Consider the following 18,973-nt stretch of genomic DNA (forward strand, 5'->3'; position numbering starts at 1 on the left):
TGGCTTACGTCGACATCGACTGTCCCGCCGGCCACCTTCCCGGCAGGATCGCGGACATGCGTGATCAGCCGTGGGGGGTGTCGCCGTTCGTCGACGCCGGGCCCGACCTGGCGCACCACGGCGACGCCGAGGCCAGCGCCGGGCTGGTCGACCTCGCCGTCAACGTCCGCCGGGCGCCGCTGCCGGCCTGGCTGGCCGATCCGATCGCCGCCACCCTCACCGACCTGGCCCGCTATCCGGATCCGGCCCCGGCCCGCGCGGCCGTCGCCGCCCGGCACCGGCGTCACCCGGACGAGGTACTGCTCACCGCCGGGGCCGCCGAGGGTTTCGTGCTCATCGCCCAGGCGCTGCGCGGCGTGCGCCGGCCCGTGGTGGTGCACCCGCAGTTCACCGAGCCGGAGGCGGCGCTGCGGGCCGCCGGACACCCGGTCGAGCGGGTCCTGCTGGACCCCGCCGACGGCTTCCGCCTCGACGAATCCCTGGTGCCCGCCGACGCGGACCTGGTCATGATCGGCAACCCGACGAACCCAACCTCGGTGCTGCACCCCGCGCGGACGATCGCCGCGCTCGCCCGTCCCGGCCGGGTGCTGGTCGTCGACGAGGCGTTCGCCGACACCACGGGCGGCGCGCACACCGGCGAACCGGAGTCGCTCGCCGAGCGGCGTGACCTGCCCGGGCTGCTCGTCCTGCGCAGCCTCACCAAGACCTGGGGCCTGGCCGGCCTGCGGATCGGCTACCTGCTCGGCGACGCCGGCCTGCTGTCCCGCCTGGCCGCCGTCCAGCCGCTCTGGGCCGTCTCCACGCCCGCGCTGGCCGCCGCCGAGGCCTGCGCCACGCCCGTCGCGGTCCAGGCCGAACGCGCGATCGCCGCCGAACTCGCCGCCGACCGCGACCACCTGGTCGCCCGCCTGACCGACCTGCCGGGCGTACGCGTCGCCGGCCGCCCCGCCAGCGCGTTCGTCCTGCTGCGCCTGCCCGACGCGACCCGGGTACGGGCCGCCCTGCGCGACCGGGGCTGGGCGGTCCGCCGGGGCGACACCTTCCCCGGGCTCGGCCCGGACTGGCTGCGGGTGGCGGTACGCGACCGAGACACCACCGACTCGTTCATCGCGGTGCTGCGCGAGATCATGGAGGCATGATGCTGGAGACCACGACGTCGGCGATCCGGCCCCCGGACGAGGCGGCGATGGCCGCCGCCCGCGAGCTGCACGGCCGGCTGACCAAGCCGGCGGGCTCGCTGGGCCTGCTGGAGAACCTGTCGGTACGCCTCGCCGGACTGGCCGGGGCCTGCCCGCCGCCGGTGCCCGAGCCCGCCGCCGTGGCGATCTTCGCGGGCGATCACGGAGTGCACGCCCAGGGCGTCACCCCGTGGCCGCAGGAGGTCACCGCGCAGATGATCGGCAACTTCCTGGCCGGTGGCGCGGTCGTCAACGCGTTCGCCCGGCAGGCCGGCGCGTCGGTCACCGTCGTCGACGTCGGGGTGGCCCACCCGCTGCCCGCGCCCGCGTCGGATCTGGGCGCGCCGCGGCTGATCGACGCATCCGTACGCCGCGGTACCCGCGACCTGTCGGTGACCGCCGCGCTCACCCGGGACGAGGCGCTGGCGGCGATCCTGACCGGCGTCCGGGTCGCCGACGAGCTGATCGACGCCGGCGCCGGCATCCTGCTCACCGGGGACATGGGCATCGGCAACACCACCCCGGCCGCCGCGCTGATCGCCGCGTTCACCGGCGTCGACCCGCTCGACTCCACGGGTCGGGGCACCGGAGTGGACGATGCGACGTACGCCCACAAGGTGGCCGTGGTGCGGGCCGCGCTGGCCCGGCACACGCCCGACCCGGCCGACCCGCTGGGTGTCCTGGCCGCCGTCGGTGGCCTGGAGCACGCCGCGCTGGCCGGGCTGATCCTCGGTGCCGCCGCCCGTCGTACGCCGGTCCTGCTGGACGGGGTGATCGCGGTGTCCGCCGCGCTCGCCGCCGCCGCGTTCGCGCCGGACGCGGTCGCCGCCATGGTTGCCGGACACCGCTCGGCGGAGCCCGGCGCGACGGTGGCGTTGCGACACCTCGGCCTCGACCCGCTCATCGATCTGGGGCTGCGCCTCGGCGAGGGCACCGGCGCGCTGCTGGCGCTGCCGGTGGTCACCGGCGCGGTCCGGGTACTGCACGAGGTGGCCACGTTCGACTCGGCCGGCGTGGCCGAGAAGTGACCGCGTCCAACGAGCGGTCCGGTGGTGCCGGATGAGCGCGAACCCGTACCCCCTTGGTCTGCGGCTCGACGGACGGCGGGTGGTCGTGGTGGGTGGCGGCGCGGTCGCCACCCGGCGCGTGCCGGCGCTGCTGGACGCCGGCGCGGATGTCCTGCTGGTGGCACCGGAGCTGACCCCGGCGTTGCAGGCCCGGGTCGACGCGGCCCGGCTGCGCTGGGTGCCGCGCCGGTTCGTGCCCGAGGACCTGGACGGGGCCTGGCTGGTCCAGGTGGCGATCGACGATCCGATCGCGGCGGCGGCGGTCAGCGCCGTCGCGGACGAGCGGCGGATCTTCTGCGTACGCGCCGACGACCGGACGGCCGCCACCGCCTGGACCCCGGCGGTCACCCGGCACGGCCCGGTCACCGTCGCGGTGCTCGGCGGCGGTGACCCCCGCCGGGCGATGACCGTCCGCGACGCCATCCGCGACCTGCTCGCCGTGCGCCTGGCAGCGGGCGAGAGCGTTCCGCCGCAGAACCGGGCCGACGGCGCAACCGGGACGGACAGTGCGACCGGCGGACGCGTGGCTCTTGTCGGCTCCGGGCCGGGTGACCCGGAACTGATCACCGTGAAGGGTTGGCGGCTGCTCGCCGAGGCGGACGTGGTGGTCGCCGACCGGTTGGTGCCCGGCCTGCTCCTGGACGAGCTGCGCCCGGACGTCGAGCTGGTGGACGCCTCGAAGATCCCCTACGGCCCGTCCCGGGCCCAGGAGGAGATCAACCAGATCCTGGTCGACCGGGCGCTGGCCGGCGCTGCCGTGGTGCGGCTCAAGGGCGGCGACCCGTACGTCTTCGGTCGGGGCGGCGAGGAGCTGCTGGCCTGCGCGGCGGCCGGCGTGCCGGTGACCGTCGTGCCGGGGGTGACCAGCTCGATCGCCGCGCCGGCCGCGGCCGGCATCCCGGTCACCCACCGGGGGGTGGCGCACGAGTTCACCGTGGTCTCCGGGCACGTCGCGCCCGACTCGCCGGCCTCGCTGGTGCGCTGGGACGCCCTCGCCGGCCTGCGCGGCACCCTGGTGATCCTGATGGGGCTCAAGAACCTCGCCGCCATCACGGCCACCCTGATCGCGCACGGTCGACCGCCGCAGACGCCGGCCGCCGTCGTCCAGGAGGCCACCACGGGCGCCCAGCGGGTGCTGCGCTCGACGCTCGACGCGGTGGCCGCCGACGTGCACAGTGCCGAGGTCCGGCCGCCGGCCGTGGTCGTGGTGGGCGACGTGGTGGGTGCACTCGACGACTGATCGGCGACCCGGGACCATGCGGCCTCGAGCGGCGCGGGCGGCCTCGAGCGGCGCGGGGCAGCGGAGACCGGCTGGTCCCCGCGCGTCCTTTGCTCTGCTTCAACGGAAGCAACACCGGGCGGCCGTTTGTGTTGCCTGGAGGGAAGCAGAGCAAAGGACGCGCAGGGGTGGGAGCGAGCTGGTGACGGCGGTGCTCGGGCGGCCGGTACCCGTCGGTGCGGTCGGACCGAGCGGGGGCCTGCCGAACTGACGACGGGCCGGAGCAGCGTTGCTCCGGCCGGTCGTCGTACGTGCTGTCGTTACTGCTTGAGCATGTTGTCCAGCAGCAGGGCACAGCGGATCAGCCCGAGGTGGCTGTACGCCTGCGGGTGGTTGCCCAGGCCGCGCTCGGCGAGCGGGTCGTACTGCTCGGGGAGCAGGCCGGTCGGACCGGCGGTCAGCACCATCTGCGCGAACAGCTCCTCCGCGTCGGTGCGGCGGCCGGTGCGCAGGTACGCCTCGATCAGCCACGCCGTGCAGATGTGGAAACCGCCCTCGCGGCCGGGCAGGCCGTCGTCCCAGTGGTACCGGTAGACGACCGGGCCGCTGCGCAGGTCCGCCTCGATCTTCAGGACCGTGGACAGGAAGCGCGGGTCGTCGCCCGGGAGCAGGCCGGAGAGGCCGATCCACAGCGACGAGGCGTCCATGTCCTCGTCCCCGTACGCGACGCTGTACGCCTCGACGTCGTCGTGCCAGCCGTGCTCCAGCACGTTGGCGCCGATCCGGTCGCGCAGGTCCGTCCACTCGGGCCGGTCCTCGCCGCCGTGCTGACGCATCACGTGCAGCGCCCGGTCGACGGTCATCCAGCACATCACCTTGGAGAAGACGTGGTGCCGGGGTGGCAGCCGCGCCTCCCAGATGCCGTGGTCGGGCTCGTGCCAGCGGCGGCGGACCGCCTCGACCATGTTCTCCAGGACCCGCCACTCGTCGTCGCGGACCGAGCCGCGTGCGTCGGCGACGGCCGCGATCAGGTCGGCGATGGGGCCGAACACGTCGAGCTGGAGCTGGTGGTTGGCGAGGTTGCCGACCCGGACCGGACGGGAGCCGGCGTACCCGGGCAGCGTGTCGATGACCGCCTCGGCGCCCAACTCGTACCCGTCGATGGTGTAGAGCGGATGCAGCCGTTCCGGGTGGCCGCCGGTGCGCTCGATGCAGCCGTCCACCCAGCGCAGGAACGCCTCGGCCTCGTCGATGGAGCCGAGGTCGACGAGCGCGCGGGCGGTCAGCGCGGCGTCGCGCAGCCAGCAGTAGCGGTAGTCCCAGTTGCGGACGCCGCCCAGCTCCTCCGGCAGGGAGGTGGTGGCCGCGGCGAGGATCGAGCCGGTCGTCTCGTGGCAGAGCCCGCGCAGGGTGAGGGCGCTGCGCGCGACCAGGTCACGGGAGGTGGACGGCAGCCGCAGCGAGGCCACCCAGTCCTTCCACGGCTGCTCGGCCGCGGCCTGCCGCTCGTGGATCGGCACCCGGTGGTGCTCCAGGCTGTGCGTGCCGAAGCGCAGCTCCAGCACGACCTGCCCACCAGCGGCGGAGAGGTCGACGACCGCCTTGGCGGTCTCGTACCCACCGTCGTTGTTGACCTGCCACTCCACCCCGGGGGAGTAGAGGGCGACCGGTTCGTTCGAGCCGAGCACCAGCAGGCCGTCGCCGACGGGTTGCAACTGCACGGCCACCTGGCCGAACTCGGGGCGCGGCGCGAACTCCACCCGGACCCGGCCGTTGCCGCTGAGGACCCGGACCAGGGTCGAGTCGCCGGTGACCACGGCGGGACCGTCCGGCGTCGTCTCGCGGGCCGGCTTGTCCAGCCAGTCGGTGACGGTGAGCCCGGACCACCGGGTCTCGACGGTCATCGTTCCGGAGCGGTAGCGCTGGCCCAGCGGGATGCCGCCACGCTCCGGGGCGATGCTGAAGTGACCGGCCGGGCTGCCGCCGACCAGGTCGGCGAAGATCGCCGCCGAGTCCGGCTTGGGGTGGCAGAGCCAGCTCACCTTCGCCTCGGGGGTGAGCAGGGCGACGGTACGACCGTTGGCCAGCATCGAGTGCCGCTCGATGGGCACCGCCCGCTCGCCGAACAGCCAGTGCCGGCGGGTCTCCAGCAGCAGCCCGAGCGCGCGGGCGGCCTCGATCGGCTCGGCCACCCGGAAGCTCGCCTTGGTGTCGCCTGGGCCGATCTTGATACCGAGGTCCGGCCCGTGCAGGTTGCCGAAGGCGTTCTCGTCGGTGACGTCGTCGCCGATGAAGAGCACCGCGCTCGCCGAGAGCTGGGTCCGTAGCTGGTCGACGGCCGTGCCCTTGTGGGTGGCCACCACGGACAGCTCGATGACCTCCTTGCCCTGCGTCACGGTGACGCCGTCGAAGGCGGCCGGGCCGTTCCGGACGGCCTCGATGGCGGCGGCGGCGACCTGCGGGTCGACGCCCCGGGTGTGCACCGCGACGCTGGCCGGCTTGCGTTCGAGCCGGATGCCCGGGTGTTCGGCGGCGATCTCGCGCAGCGCGTTGCGCACCTGGGTGCGGACCGCGACCAGCTCGGGGGAGAGGCGCTCGACGAAGCCGATGTCGAATTCGGAGCCGTGGCTGCCGACGAGGTGTACCTCGCTGGGCAGCCGGGAGAGCGCGGCCAGGTCGCGCAGGGCGCGGCCGGAGACCACGGCCACGCTCGTCTGCGGCAGCGCCGCGAGCGCGCGGATCGCGGCCACCGACTCGGGCAGCGGTACGGCGGTGCTGGGATCCTCCACGATCGGCGCGAGTGTGCCGTCGTAGTCGCAGGCGATCAGGAGCTGCGGAACCCGGGCGATCCGGCCGATGGCGGATCGCAGCTCGGGGTCCATCACCCCGGTGGCGATCGCCGTTCCGTCGTTGACGGCCGTGTTCACGCGGCCTCCGCCTCGGAAACTCCCAGTTCGGAGAGGAAAGACTTGGCCCAGTGCCCCACGTCGTGGGTACGCAGGTGACGTTGCATTGTCCGCATCCGGCGGCGTGCCTCGGTTTTCTCCACGTGCACGGCCCGGAGCAGGGCGTCCTTCACCGCGTCCGGGTCGTGCGGGTTACATAGGAATGCCTGGCGCAGCTCCGTTGCGGCGCCAGCGAACTCGCTGAGCACGAGCGCACCGCCCTGGTCGGCACGGGATGCGACGTACTCCTTGGCCACGAGGTTCATGCCGTCTCGCAGCGGGGTCACCATCATCACGTCCGCAGCAACGTACATCGCGGCCAGTTCACTGCGACTGTACGACTGATGGAGGTAATGCACGGCAGGCACGCCGACTCGGCCGAATTCGCCATTAATCCGACCAACCTCGCGCTCGACCTTGACCCGAAGTGCCTGGTAGTGCTCGACGCGCTCGCGGCTCGGCGTGGCCACCTGCACCATAACGGCGTCCGGAACTGTCAACTTTCCGTCAGCAAGCAACTCGCGGAACGCCTTCAGGCGCAACTCGATGCCCTTGGTGTAGTCGAGCCGGTCCACGCCCAGGATTATCGTCTTCGGGTCGCCCAGCTCGGCGCGGATCTGCTTGGCCCGCGCCTGGATCGCCGGGTCGGCCGCCATCCGCTCCATCTCCTGCGTGTCGATGGAGATGGGGAAGGCGCCCGCCTTCACCTGCCGACCGTCGACCTGGATCATCTGACCCTCGTACCGGAGCCCGAGCAGGTGCCGGGCCAGCCGGACGAAGTTCTGCGCGGCCAACCGCTGCTGGAAGCCCACCAGGTCCGCGCCGAGTAGACCGCGCAGCAGCTCGGTACGGAACGGCATCTGCATGAACAGCTCGATCGGCGGGAACGGGATGTGCAGGAAGAAGCCGATCCGCAGGTCCGGGCGCAGCTCGCGGAGCATGGCCGGCACCAGCTGGAGCTGGTAGTCCTGCACCCAGACCGTCGCGCCCTCGGCCGCGACGTCGGCAGCGGCCTCCGCGAACCGGGCGTTGACCAGCCGGTACGCCTCACGCCAGCGACGCTTGTACGCCGGTGTCTCCACCGCGTCGTGGTAGAGGGGCCAGATCGTCGCGTTGGACTGGCCCTCGTAGTAGCGCTCCAACTCCTCGGCGCTCAGCGGGACCGGGTGCAGCCGGATGCCCTCCAGGTCGAACGGCTCGGGGGCGGCGCCGGTGCCGCCGGCCCAGCCGACCCAGGTGCCCTGGTGCTCGGCGAGTACGGGATGCAGCGCGGTGACGAGCCCACCGGGGCTGCGTCGCCACTGCCGTCCCTCGGGTGTGCTCACCTCGTCGACCGGCAGACGGTTCGCCACTACGACAAAGGAGCTACGGACGGTCACGATCGGCCACCTCCGGGTACTGACGGGTCCACCGCGATGAGCGTACTGAGCGTAGCTGCGGTGTCTGGGCCCCCGTGCCGGAGTCTCCTACCCGCCCAGTGTGCGGTGAATCCTGAAGGTGATCTTGTCGACAGCCCGACGATCGGAGGCGGCGCGGCTCGCCGGCGTACTCCTGGGGCGGGGTGATGTGGGCGAAGCGCGCCGTACCTGTCAGGATTGACGATGGCGTGCGCGTGGCCGGCTCCCGGCCGGCGGCGGCGGGCGGAGGTGTCAGCTCGCGCCGCGCCGCCCACTCAGGCGACAGCAAACCGACGGAGGTAGCCCGCACCGTGGCCCAGTTCATCTACGTCCTGGAAAAGGCGCGCAAGGCGCACGGCGACAAGGTCGTGCTGGACAACGTGACGCTGAACTTCCTGCCGGGCGCCAAGATCGGTGTGGTCGGCCCGAACGGCGCCGGTAAGTCCAGCCTCCTCAAGATCATGGCAGGCATGGACAAGCCGAGCAACGGCGAGGCCCGGCTCATGCCCGGCTACACCGTCGGCATGCTCGCGCAGGAGCCCCCGCTCAACGACGCCAAGACGGTCCTCGGCAACGTCGAGGAGGCGGTCGCCGAGACCAAGGCCAAGCTGGAGCGGTTCAACAAGATCGCCGAGCAGATGGCGACCGACTACTCCGACGAGCTGATGGAGGAGATGGGCAAGCTCCAGGAGGAGCTGGACCACCTCGACGCGTGGGACGTCGACTCCAAGCTCGAACTGGCGATGGACGCCCTGCGGTGCCCGCCGCCGGACGCCGACGTGACCCAGCTCTCCGGTGGTGAGCGGCGCCGGGTCGCGCTCTGCAAGCTGCTGCTGGAGGCGCCCGACCTGCTGCTGCTCGACGAGCCCACCAACCACCTGGACGCGGAGAGCGTCTCCTGGCTGGAGCAGCACCTGGCCAAGTACGCCGGCACGGTCATGGCGATCACGCACGACCGGTACTTCCTCGACAACGTGGCCAACTGGATCCTCGAGCTGGACCGCGGCCGGACCTACCCGTACGAGGGCAACTACTCCACCTACCTGGAGAAGAAGGCCGCCCGGCTGGCCGTCGAGGGCCGCCGCGACGCCAAGATGAAGAAGCGCCTCACCGAGGAGCTGGAGTGGGTCCGCTCCAACGCCAAGGCGCGGCAGACCAAGTCCAAGGCCCGCCTCGACCGGTACGACGAGATGGCCGCCGAGGCGGAGAAGACCCGCAAGCTGGACTTCGAGGAGATCCAGATCCCGCCGGGTCCGCGGCTGGGCGGCACGGTCATCGAGGCGAACAACCTCAGCAAGGGCTTCGGTGACCGGCTGCTCATCGACAACCTGTCGTTCTCGCTGCCGCGCAACGGCATCGTCGGCATCATCGGCCCGAACGGCGTCGGCAAGACCACCCTGTTCAAGACCATCGTCGGGCTGGAGGAGCCGACCGGCGGCGAGGTGCGGGTCGGTCCGACCGTCTCGCTGTCGTACGTCGACCAGAACCGCGAGGGCCTCAACGGCGACAAGACCGTCTGGGAGGTCGTCTCGGACGGTCTGGACTACCTGATGGTGGGCAAGGTCGAGATGCCGTCGCGGGCGTACATCGCGGCGTTCGGCTTCAAGGGCCCGGACCAGCAGAAGCCGACGAAGGTGCTCTCCGGCGGTGAGCGCAACCGGCTCAACCTGGCGCTGACCCTGAAGATCGGCGGCAACGTCATCCTGCTCGACGAGCCGACGAACGACCTGGACGTGGAGACGCTGTCCAGCCTGGAGAACGCCCTGCTGGAGTTCCCCGGCTGCGCCGTGGTCATCTCCCACGACCGGATGTTCCTGGACCGGGTCGCCACGCACATCCTGGCCTGGGAGGGCGACGACCAGGACCCGGCCAAGTGGTTCTGGTTCGAGGGCAACTTCGACGCGTACGAGAAGAACAAGATCGACCGCCTCGGCGCGGAGGCCGCCCGACCGCACCGGGTGACCTACCGCAAGCTGACCCGTGACTGACCGGTTCGTCTACCACTGCACGCTGCGCTGGTCCGACCTGGACGCGTACGGACACGTCAACAACTCGCGCTTCCTCACGCTGTACGAGGAGGCGCGGGTGGCGTTGATGTTCGCCGGTGGCCGGGCCTGGGGAGTGGGCTCGTTCGCCGACGGGGTGGTGATCCGCCGGCACGAGGTCGACTACCTGCGCCCGGTCGACTACGCGCTCGGACGGGCCACCGCAGAGTCCGCGCCGACGGTCCGCATCGAGCTGTGGGTGGAGGAGATCAAGGCGTCCCGGTTCACCGTCGCCTACGAGCTGTACGACGGTGAGGTGCTGGCCAGTCGCGCCCGCTCGGTGCTGGTGCCGTTCGACCTGACGCGTCAGGTGCCCCGGCGGATCACCGTCGAGGAGCGGGACTTCCTGCTGACATACGCCCCGCAGGGCGGCGGCTCGTGACGCGGCCGGAACGGGTGGCGGCGTCGCCGTCCGGCCACGGCCTGGCCGGCGTGGCCGACGCGGGCGCCTTCCTGGCCCGGCTGGTCCGGCTGGACCCGGCGGCGCCGGTGCGGCTGCGGCCGGCCGGCGCTCCCGGGCGGGTCGTCCTGTGGGCCCGGCTGCCGTGGCAGGTGCTGGTCGCCTCCACGGTGGCCGGCGACGCCGCCGGGGACGTCACCGTGGGCGCGGCCGACCTGCTGGCCGAGCTGGGACGCGGCGGTACCGCGTTGCCGGCGCGCCGGGACGCGCAGTGGCGCTGGCCCCTGCCGCCCGCGCGCAGCGAGCCGGTCGAGGTGCTGCCCGGCGTCGAGATGCGCCGGATCGCGGACGCGGCGGCGGGCACCCTGCGTACGGCGAGTGCCGAGGGGGTGGCGGGCCGAGCGGTGGGTCAGCGGGCCCTGCGCGACGCGCTGCTCGACCACGTGGCCGTGGTGGTCACGCCGGACGATCCGCCGGGCCCACCGGTCGAGGTGCCGCAGCGACTGGTGCAGGGACTGGTCCGGATGGGCTTCCTCGGCGCGGTCGACGAGCCGGCTGCCCCTTCGGCGAGCGCCGGCGTGCGGGTGAGGGTCGCCGGACGTTGGGTGGGCCTGGTGGGACCGTACGGAGCGGCCTGGTTGCAGAAGGCTACCGATCTCGCCGTGACTCCCCTCTCTACTCGTCCGAACGGATGACCCCCATTCATTCTTCTGGGCCGGTGGGGTCGTTGGGGGGGTGCTTCAACCCGGCTGTCCGGGTACCGTCCATCCTCGGATCCAACGCACCGTAGGCGTCTGGATCCGCTGGGGAGTGAGGTGCGACGAGCGATGCCGTGGTGGTCATGGCGCCCCGGTCCCGCCGACGGCGGTGATCCGGAAACCCGAAGCGGGATCACAGTGGAGAGCGCGGTCCGGGTCGGGCCGCCGAGTCCTCGCCAGCCGGGGGACGACTGCCCGGGCAGCGACCGACCCGTACTGGCCGAGATGGCGGCCACCATCGAGCCGGTGAGCCTGCGCCGGGTCTGTGACGCACTCGACCTTCTCGACGTGCGTTACCTGGCCGACGGTGACGGCAACCTGCTGGCCATGTGGGAGCGCCACGCCGTGCTGGTCACCCTCGAGGGCCCGGAGGACGAGATCCTGGTGATGCGGGCCCGCCCGCACGCCACGGTCCCGCCGGACTGGGCCGACCGGGCCTACCGGGTGGTCAACGAGTGGAACCACACCCGCCGCTTCTGCAAGGCGTACATCGGCGATCCGACCGAGCGCGGTCAGCTACCGATCTACGCCGAGCTTCAGGTCCCCCTCGGCGCCGGTACGCACGACGCGCTGCTGGTCGAGATGCTCGACTGCGGCGCGGCCGTGGCCACCAGCTTCGTGGACTGGCTGCACGACGAGGGCGCCCTGCTCTGAGACGGCCCGTACGCCCGGTGCGCGCCGTCAGGCGCGCTCGGCCGGGTCCTCCATGGCGTTGACCATGAAGTACGCGGCCCGCTCCAGGTAGTCCCAGAGGGCGACGGCGAGCGGCGGTTCCAGGTCGAGCCGGTCCACCGCCTGGCGCATGTGCCGCAGCCAGGCGTCCCGCTCGGCCACACCGATCCGGAACGGGGCGTGCCGCATCCGCAGTCGCGGGTGACCGCGCTGCGCGGAGTACGTGTTCGGCCCACCCCAGTACTGCATCAGGAACAGGGTCAACCGGTCGGCCGCCGGGCCCAGGTCCTCCTCCGGGTACATGGGTCGCAGCAGCGGGTCGCTGGCGACGCCGACGTAGAACTCGTCCACCAGCCTGCGGAAGGTGGGTTCGCCGCCGACCGCTTCGAAGAGCGTCATCGACGCGTCGGGACGGTCGGATTCACCTGCGGGGTTCACCATTCCATCCTGCCAGGTGCGCCGGCTGCGGACCCGACCCGGAGGCCGTGCGTCGGCTCACCCTGTGGATCACGTGACCGCGTGCCGGCGGTGGCCTCCGGTTGCCCGAGGGTCGGTGAGCGCCGTCGTCCCGTTGACGGCGACGTCGCCCACCGCGCGGGCCCGCGCGACGTTGGCGGCCGTGGCTGCCGCCACCGCCTCCTCCACCGTCTGCCGGCTCGGCCAGCGCAGGGTGGCGACAGCCATCAGCAGCACCCCGGCGGCGCTCCAGACGCCGACCACCACCGGGAGGGGGAACCGTTCGGCGAGCAACCCGGTGACCAGCACGGCGACGCCCTGGATGACCTGCACGCCGGTGGCCATCACGCCGAACGCGCGAGCCCGGAACCCGTCCGGCAGGGCCCGGACGAACAGCCCGTTGGCCATCGGGAGCATGCCGGCGACCGCGAAGCCGCACAGGGCGGCCAGCAGCGCCACCACCAGCGGTGGCGGATCGAACAGCGCGGGCACCAGCGCCAGCGGGGCGAGCACCGCGAGCGGGCGCATCATGGCCAACCGGCGGGCCGGGCCGCACAACCGGCTCACCAGCAGCCCGCCGAGGATGAAGCCCACCGGACTGGCGACCATGATGACGGCCTGCGCGGTACCGGCGGCCATGCCGCTCCGGGCGTCCTCGTTGGCCCAGGCGGCGGCCAGCCCCTCGGGGACGATCGAGAAGAGCATCGCGCTGAACACCAGCACCGCGATGGCCCGCAACACCGGCGTACGGAAGACGATCCCGAAGCCCTCGGCGGTCTCCCGCAGCAGGTGGCCGCGGTGGGCGGTGGACATCGCGGCGTGATTCCGGACGCCGAAGCGCAGCAGCAGCGCCGAGAGGCCGAAGGTCGCGGCGTTGAACAGCAGCGCGACGGTCGGGTCGATCGAGGCGACGGCGGCGCCGAACAGGTACCCGACGACCTGTGCGGCCTGCCCGACGCTGCTGTTCAACGAGAGTCCGACCACCAGCCGGTCTCCGGTGAGGATCCGCGCCATCAGCGCCGACTTCGCCGCCTGGCTGGGCGGGTTGGCGAGCGTGGTGGCGAAGAGGAGCACCAGCACCAGCGGGACCGGCAGACCAGGGAGGGCGATGAGCACCATCAGCACCATCCGGATGACGTCACACGCCACCATCACCCGCCGGTACGGGTGCCGCTCGGCCAGCGCGGCGAGCAGCGGACCACCGAGCAGCCACGGCAGGTAGCTCACCGCGAACGCGGCCGCGGAGAGCGCGACGGACCTGGTCTGCTGGTAGACGAGGAGGGTCACGGCGGCCTTGGCGACGTAGTCACCGACCCAGGACAGCGACCCGGCGGTGAAGACAGCCCGGAACTCACGTTGGGCAAACACTTCGCGAAAAGTGGCCGGACCTTCCGCGGAAGGTCGCTCGTCGGGCACCGTCGCCTCCATCGGGCCCCCGGGCACGGCCGCTTGTGGCCGCCGGGCCGGGAACACTCGTCAGATCTGTCGGATCAGCGAGGACGTGACCGCGCTCCAGCGGGAACGCGTGCTTCGGGATTCTGCCCGATCGTCCGACGACTAGCTAGGGCGAACGGATCGTTCGTCGCATCCCCGACTGAACGAACGGACGATACTCCAGGGGCCGGGTGGACCGCGACCCCTGGATTGCCGGCCAGTGCCACCGGGTCAGGTGGCGCCACCCTGACCGGTCTCACCCTCCGGCAGGGGCCGGCTCGGCACACCGGGATAGATGCGGGCGGCGGCGATCTGCGCGGTGATCCCCGAGTTCTCCAACGCCTCCGCCAGCCTGCGCCGCAGTTCCCGGGCCACCGCGAACTGGCCGTCGGCAGTCGTCTTGACCACCGTGCGGATCACGGCGCCGTCCACCGTCATCTGCTCGACGCCCAGCACCTCCGGCGCCTCCACGATCTCCGGCGACAGGTCCGGGTCCACCGCCACCGACGCGGCGGCCGTACGCAGCACCGCGCTGGCCTCCTCCGTACCGCTGAAGCCGATCGGCAGGTCCACCACCACCAGCGCCCAGCCCTGGCTCTTGTTGCCCACCCGGATGATCTCGCCGTTGCGGATGTACCAGAGCACGCCACGTCCGTCCCGGACCGTGGTGACGCGTAGCCCGACCGACTCCACGACGCCCGTCGCCTCGCCGAGGTCGACGTTGTCGCCCACGCCGTACTGGTCCTCGATGAGCATGAAGAGACCGGCGATCAGGTCCTTGACCAGGCTCTGCGCGCCGAAGCCCAGCGCCACGCCGGCGATGCCGGCGCTGGCCAGCAGCGGCGCTAGGTCGAAGCTGAACTCGCGCAGGATCATCAACAGCGCGATGCCGAAGACGAACGCCGTGGTCAGGCTGCGCAGCACCGAGCCGATCGCCTCGGCCCGCTGCCGCCGCCGCTCCGGCACGAACTCGGCTGGGTCGACCGCCGCCGTGGGCACCCGCTCGCGCAGCGGCCGCAGCATCGTCGGCACCGCGCCGTCGGTGGTCGTCCGGACCAGCCGGTCGATCGTCCGGTGCAGCGCCCAGCGCGCCACCATCGCCAGCGCCAGGATCAGCAGGACCCGCAGTGGCTTGAGCAGGATCCAGTAGCTGCCCTCGGCGAACCATTCCGACCTGGTCATGCGGTAGAGGAACTCACAGGAGGAACTGCCCTGACAGTTCACCGAGACGACGTCGGGCAGGGCAAGGGGCGTCACGCTGGCGGCACTCACCCTGTCTTCGTACCGCAACACCTCCGACCGGCCGCCGCCGACCCACCAGCCGGGTGAGATGCGCCGGAGCGCCGGATCGGACCGGGGCGAACCGGCCATCGTGACAGGTGCGGAAAAGAGCTTCACATCCGACCCTGGATTAGTACGTGCAATCCGGGGTCCGATCAGGGACTATTGGCGCAACGGACGTCGGTGATCGAACGGGCGTCGACGGTGCGGGCCATCGTGCCCAACTCCGGTCGGCGGCGGGTTCGCAGCAGCCGCTGAACCGGGAGGGTGATCGCGATGCCTGACATACGACCCACGGTGGGCTCCGGCGCGCTGGTTCTCAACGCCACCTACGAGCCGCTGTGTGTCGTGTCGGTGCGTCGCGCCGCGATCCTCGTCCTCTCGGCCAAGGCCGTCTGCGTCGCCGACGGCGACGGCATCCTGCACAGCGCCCGGGACGCGCTGCCGGTGCCGTCGGTCGTGCGGCTGACCCGCTTCGTCCGGGTGCCCTACCGCACCCACGTCGGGCTGTCCCGCCGGGCGATCTTCGCCCGGGACGGTTGGCGGTGCGCCTACTGCCGGGGCCCGGCCGAGACCATCGACCACGTCTTCCCCCGTAGCCGGGGCGGCCGGCACGCCTGGGAGAACGTGGTCGCCGCGTGCGCGCGGTGCAACCACACCAAGGGCGACAAGACCCCGGCCGAGCTGGGTTGGCGGCTGCACGCCCTGCCGGCCGCCCCGAAGGGCACCGCGTGGCGGGTCCTCGGGCACCGCGCTCCGGACCCGCGCTGGGCCGACTGGCTCGACCTGCGCGAGCCCGAAGCGGCAGCCTGACCCGTACCCGTGCGGGCCCGGCCGCACCCGCGCGCCCCGCGGCCCAGGACGGCCGTCCGGGGGGCCGGCGTCGGGCGCTCGGTGTCTGGTTCGAGCGGCGCGGGCTCAGTCCTGCTGGCCGGCGGCCCGGCGCGTCGCGCGCTCGTGCCGGTCGACCGCCCGCCGGTGCGCGATCGCGAGGAGCCGGTCGACCTCGGGCAGCATCTGCGGACCGGGCATCACGATGCTGGCGAAGCCGTACAGCGCGTAGCCCGGGTGCGGCGTGAGGGTGTCCAGCCGGGCGTAGTCGAAGTCGTCCCGGTGCTCCTCGAAGGCCGCCGGCGCGAAGCCGAACACCCTTTCGAACTCGGTCCGGCCCAGCTCCAGGTTCAGCCGGAAGACGCCGGGGCGGTCGAGCTGTCCGGCCTCGTCGAAGTCGGGCACGTCGTGTTCGACGATGGTGGCGAACGGTTGGCGGCGGTCCGGCCCGACGTGGAAGAAGCGGTCACCCCACGCGGCCTCCGGTGACCCGTTCTCCGCGCTCGCCACCACCTGTTCGACGCCGGGCAGCGCGCCGATCCGCTCGGCGAGCACGGCCGCGTCGACGCCGGTCGGGATGTGCAGCACCGCGTCGGCGTTGTCGATGGTCGCCCGGTCCAGCGGGACGTAGCGGTAGTCGTGCGTCCTGCGCTCGGCCGGCGCGATGTCGGCCGTCGGGACGTACCCGGGGAGGTTGCCCCGCTGCTGGAGCCGACCCTCGTAGGTCGACGCGGCGGGCGCGTCGATGCCGAGCGCGGGACTCGCGCCGAGGGCGCCGACCACCACCGCGTACCGCTCGCCCAGCAGCGCCCCGACGATCGCGCCGGCACCGGCCCACGACACCGTCGCGCCACCGATCGTCATGGTGGCCGGATGGCGTTGCAGGTGCGTGTTGTGCGCGAAGACCAGCGTCGGTCCCCGGTCGGCCTCGACCGCCCGGATCGCGAGCAGGTTCTCGGCCATCAGTGCGTCCCGGACCCCGGCCAGGCGCGCGAACCGTTCCTCCGGCGCGAGGTCGGCCGCCGCGGCGGCGTGGTACCGCAGCAACGTGACCGCGGACGTGGCGTGCACGTGGGCCGCCTGCCAGCCCGCGGACCGGCGGTGCGCCTGGAGAAACAGCTCGGTCAGCAGGTCGTCGGCGAGAACCCGCAGCCGCTGGGCGTCCGTCGAGCGTCCGACGGACCGGCCCGGCTCCCACACGGCGGCCGTGTCACTCCACCGGGCCTCGTCCCCGACCAGGTCGTCGATCTCCGCCGACCGGTCCAGGCCGAGAAAGTCGCACACGAACGTCAGGTGTCGGCGCGGGCTCGGGGCGCCCTCGATCTCCAGCGGCGCGTCGAAACCGTGGAACCGCAGGCGCTGCCCGGTGGGTCGTCCGTCGTTCCACGCCTGCATGCGCAGCAGCAGGTCACGGTTGGCCGGGGCGGCGCCGAAGCCGTGACTGAATCCCTCGGCGAGCGCGCGGTCCAGCGGCACGCCTCCGCCGTCCACGAACTCGTCGGCGAGGAGCCCGGCGGCCCGGTCGCTCTCCACGGCGATGGAGCGGTAGCCGTGCTCGGCCAGCGTCAGGAAGGTGTCGTTGCGGATCTGGAGGAAGGCGGATTCACCATGCGTCGGCTCGCCGATCGCGAGCAGGGTCGGTGAGCCGCCGAGCAGGTCGAGAAGAGTGGTCATTGCATCGACCGTATCGTTGAACCACCGGTTGAGACTTCAGAGTGAGGGAGCACGGTGGTCACCCCAAAACCCTCAAACCACGGGGTACGCCGACCGATCGACCTCGCGCGGCGGCACGGGCTGTCGGCGCAGGCCGTCCGCAACTACGAACGCGACGGTGTGCTGCCGCCGGCCGAGCGCACCGCCAGCGGGTACCGCCGGTTCACCGAGACGCACGCCCGGGCACTTGACGCCTACCTAGCCCTCGTCGCGGGCCACGGTCACGCGGCCGGCGGCGACATCATGCGCGCCGTCAACCGGGGCGAGCTCGACACCGCGTTGCGGGCGATCGATGACGGCCACGGCCTGCTACGGCGCGACCGGGAGACCCTGGACGCGGTCGAGGTGGCGGTCAGCACGCTCACCGCCACGAAGCCCGCGCCGCAGACCCGGCGGGCCGTACCGATCAGCGCGCTCGCGCACCGGCTCGGCGTACGACCGGCGACGCTGCGCAAGTGGGAGTCGGCCGGAATCCTGCGACCGGAGCGTGACCGGGTCACCCGCCATCGCGTCTACTCGCCCGACGACGTCCGGGACGCCGAACTCGCCCACCTGCTGCGCCGGGGCGGGTACCGGCTGAGCCACATCGCCGACGTGCTGCGTCACGTACGGGACGCCGGCGGTGCCGAACCACTGGCCGCGTCGCTGGCCCAATGGCGCGGACGGCTCACCGAGCGCGGCCGGGCCATGCTCACCGGGGCCGCCCGCCTCGCCGCCTACCTGGACGGCGACGCGGGAGGTCACCCGCCACGGGCCTCGACCAGCGAGGCGAAGACCACCAGGTTGTCCGAGTAACCGGTCTCGCCACCCACCCACCGGCCGCCGCAGGTGATCAGTCGCAGGCTGGGCCGGCTGAAGTCGCCGTACACCTCGTCCACCGGTAGCCGTTCCTTGCTGAACCGCTCCACCGAATCCACCTCGAAGACCGCCACCCGACCGTCGGCGCGGGTGATGTCGACCCGGTCGCCGGAGCGCAGTTCCCGGAGCCGGTGGAACACGGCCGGGCCCGTGGTCGTGTCCACGTGCCCGACGACCACCGCCGGCCCGTACTGCCCCGGGGTGGGTCCCTGGTCGTACCAGCCGGCCTCCTGGGCGCGGGCCACGTCGGGCACGGCGATGGTGCCGTCCGGGGCGATGCCCACGTCGTGCAGCGGCGCCCGCAGGTCGATCGTGTCGATGGCGAGGGCGGTCGGCGGGCTGGCCGGCAGCACCGGGAACTTCTTCGGCGGCGGCCGCAGGCCCGCGCTGATCCGGTCCGGCAGCAGACTCACCCCGGTCACCCGTTCGACGCCGAGCATCGCCACGATCAGCACCATCAGCGTGGCGATGACCAGGACCGGCAACCCCGGCCCGTCGCCGCCCAGCCGACGGCGGGCTAACGGTGGCCCGCCCGGACGGCGTGGCGGCAGCGGGCGCGCGTCCGGGTCGGTGGTGGCGACACTGGCGGAGACCGCCTGCCCGGCGACCCGCCGCAGCCGGCCCGAGGCCCGGGCCACCAGCCGACCGGTGGCGCGCAGCGTCCTCGCGGCCCGAACGCGGGCCGAACGGTCCGACCGCGTCGAGCGGGCCGAGCGGTC

The 18,973-nt window shown here is 72.7% G+C and carries 16 protein-coding genes; 9 read left to right on the forward strand and 7 right to left on the reverse strand.

The genetic code is table 11. From position 1 onward, the window contains the following. Positions 1-56: 56 nt before the first annotated feature. Genes cobC through cobA form a run of 3 tightly spaced genes read left to right on the forward strand, consistent with a single transcriptional unit; the run spans position 57 to position 3,485 of the window. Positions 57-1,139 carry an Rv2231c family pyridoxal phosphate-dependent protein CobC gene (gene cobC / locus ABZ272_RS24620; RefSeq protein ID WP_355052321.1) on the forward strand — a complete coding sequence of 361 codons (1,083 nt, stop codon included), beginning with the start codon at positions 57-59 and terminating at the stop codon, positions 1,137-1,139. Next, positions 1,139-2,206 carry a nicotinate-nucleotide--dimethylbenzimidazole phosphoribosyltransferase gene (gene cobT, locus ABZ272_RS24625; RefSeq protein ID WP_355052322.1) on the forward strand — a complete coding sequence of 356 codons (1,068 nt, stop codon included), beginning with the start codon at positions 1,139-1,141 and terminating at the stop codon, positions 2,204-2,206. The genes cobC and cobT overlap by 1 nt, the downstream gene beginning before the upstream one ends. A 31-nt stretch (positions 2,207-2,237) precedes the next feature. Further along, positions 2,238-3,485, forward strand: coding sequence for a uroporphyrinogen-III C-methyltransferase (cobA, locus tag ABZ272_RS24630; protein WP_355052271.1), 1,248 nt, complete (start codon positions 2,238-2,240; stop codon positions 3,483-3,485). A 299-nt stretch (positions 3,486-3,784) separates the two neighbouring features. On the opposite strand, the gene otsB is transcribed toward cobA, so the two are convergent. Further along, positions 3,785-6,346, reverse strand: a complete 2,562-nt coding sequence (otsB, locus tag ABZ272_RS24635) for a trehalose-phosphatase (protein WP_355052323.1) — start codon at positions 6,344-6,346, stop codon at positions 3,785-3,787. 41 nt (positions 6,347-6,387) lie between these two features. Beyond that, positions 6,388-7,788, reverse strand: coding sequence for a trehalose-6-phosphate synthase (locus tag ABZ272_RS24640; protein ID WP_355052272.1), 1,401 nt, complete (start codon positions 7,786-7,788; stop codon positions 6,388-6,390). 329 nt (positions 7,789-8,117) lie between these two features. On the opposite strand from ABZ272_RS24640, the gene ettA reads away from it, so the two are divergent. From ettA to ABZ272_RS24660, 4 genes are all read left to right on the forward strand, one after another. Then, a complete protein-coding gene (gene ettA / locus ABZ272_RS24645) occupies positions 8,118-9,794 on the forward strand; it encodes an energy-dependent translational throttle protein EttA (protein ID WP_355052273.1) in 1,677 nt (558 codons plus the stop codon). After that, positions 9,787-10,233: a thioesterase family protein gene (locus tag ABZ272_RS24650; RefSeq protein WP_355052274.1), complete on the forward strand. Its 447-nt coding sequence runs from the start codon at positions 9,787-9,789 to the stop codon at positions 10,231-10,233. The genes ettA and ABZ272_RS24650 overlap by 8 nt, the downstream gene beginning before the upstream one ends. Beyond that, entirely contained in the window at positions 10,230-10,946 is a 717-nt protein-coding gene (locus tag ABZ272_RS24655; protein WP_355052275.1) for a hypothetical protein, read from the forward strand. The genes ABZ272_RS24650 and ABZ272_RS24655 overlap by 4 nt, the downstream gene beginning before the upstream one ends. 132 nt (positions 10,947-11,078) lie before the next feature. Beyond that, on the forward strand, positions 11,079-11,663 hold the full coding sequence (locus ABZ272_RS24660; protein ID WP_355052276.1) for a YbjN domain-containing protein: 585 nt from the start codon (positions 11,079-11,081) through the stop codon (positions 11,661-11,663). A 27-nt stretch (positions 11,664-11,690) separates the two neighbouring features. Here ABZ272_RS24660 and ABZ272_RS24665 read toward each other — a convergent pair whose 3' ends face one another. The 3 genes from ABZ272_RS24665 to ABZ272_RS24675 all read right to left on the reverse strand — a co-directional run bounded on the left by ABZ272_RS24665 (position 11,691) and on the right by ABZ272_RS24675 (position 14,969). Beyond that, positions 11,691-12,122 carry a globin gene (locus ABZ272_RS24665; RefSeq protein WP_355052277.1) on the reverse strand — a complete coding sequence of 144 codons (432 nt, stop codon included), beginning with the start codon at positions 12,120-12,122 and terminating at the stop codon, positions 11,691-11,693. Between the two features lie 66 nt (positions 12,123-12,188). Then, a complete protein-coding gene (locus ABZ272_RS24670) occupies positions 12,189-13,565 on the reverse strand; it encodes an MFS transporter (protein ID WP_355052278.1) in 1,377 nt (458 codons plus the stop codon). 237 nt (positions 13,566-13,802) lie between these two features. Continuing rightward, positions 13,803-14,969 (reverse strand): mechanosensitive ion channel family protein, encoded by a 1,167-nt coding sequence (locus tag ABZ272_RS24675; protein ID WP_355052279.1) that lies wholly within the window; start codon positions 14,967-14,969, stop codon positions 13,803-13,805. Between the two features lie 159 nt (positions 14,970-15,128). Here ABZ272_RS24675 and ABZ272_RS24680 point away from each other — a divergent pair, with 159 nt between their 5' ends. Beyond that, on the forward strand, positions 15,129-15,665 hold the full coding sequence (locus tag ABZ272_RS24680; protein ID WP_074313833.1) for an HNH endonuclease: 537 nt from the start codon (positions 15,129-15,131) through the stop codon (positions 15,663-15,665). 105 nt (positions 15,666-15,770) lie between these two features. Here ABZ272_RS24680 and ABZ272_RS24685 read toward each other — a convergent pair whose 3' ends face one another. Further along, complete coding sequence (locus ABZ272_RS24685) at positions 15,771-17,357, reverse strand: DUF6194 family protein (RefSeq protein ID WP_355052280.1); 1,587 nt, start codon at positions 17,355-17,357, stop codon at positions 15,771-15,773. Between the two features lie 54 nt (positions 17,358-17,411). Here ABZ272_RS24685 and ABZ272_RS24690 point away from each other — a divergent pair, with 54 nt between their 5' ends. Beyond that, a complete protein-coding gene (locus tag ABZ272_RS24690; RefSeq protein WP_355052281.1) occupies positions 17,412-18,191 on the forward strand; it encodes a TioE family transcriptional regulator in 780 nt (259 codons plus the stop codon). On the opposite strand, the gene ABZ272_RS24695 is transcribed toward ABZ272_RS24690, so the two are convergent. After that, positions 18,137-18,913 carry a class F sortase gene (locus ABZ272_RS24695; RefSeq protein WP_355052324.1) on the reverse strand — a complete coding sequence of 259 codons (777 nt, stop codon included), beginning with the start codon at positions 18,911-18,913 and terminating at the stop codon, positions 18,137-18,139. The genes ABZ272_RS24690 and ABZ272_RS24695 overlap by 55 nt on opposite strands. Positions 18,914-18,973: the final 60 nt, after the last annotated feature.

It is taken from the genome of Micromonospora sp. NPDC005979, assembly GCF_040614415.1.
GTDB lineage: Bacteria > Actinomycetota > Actinomycetes > Mycobacteriales > Micromonosporaceae > Micromonospora.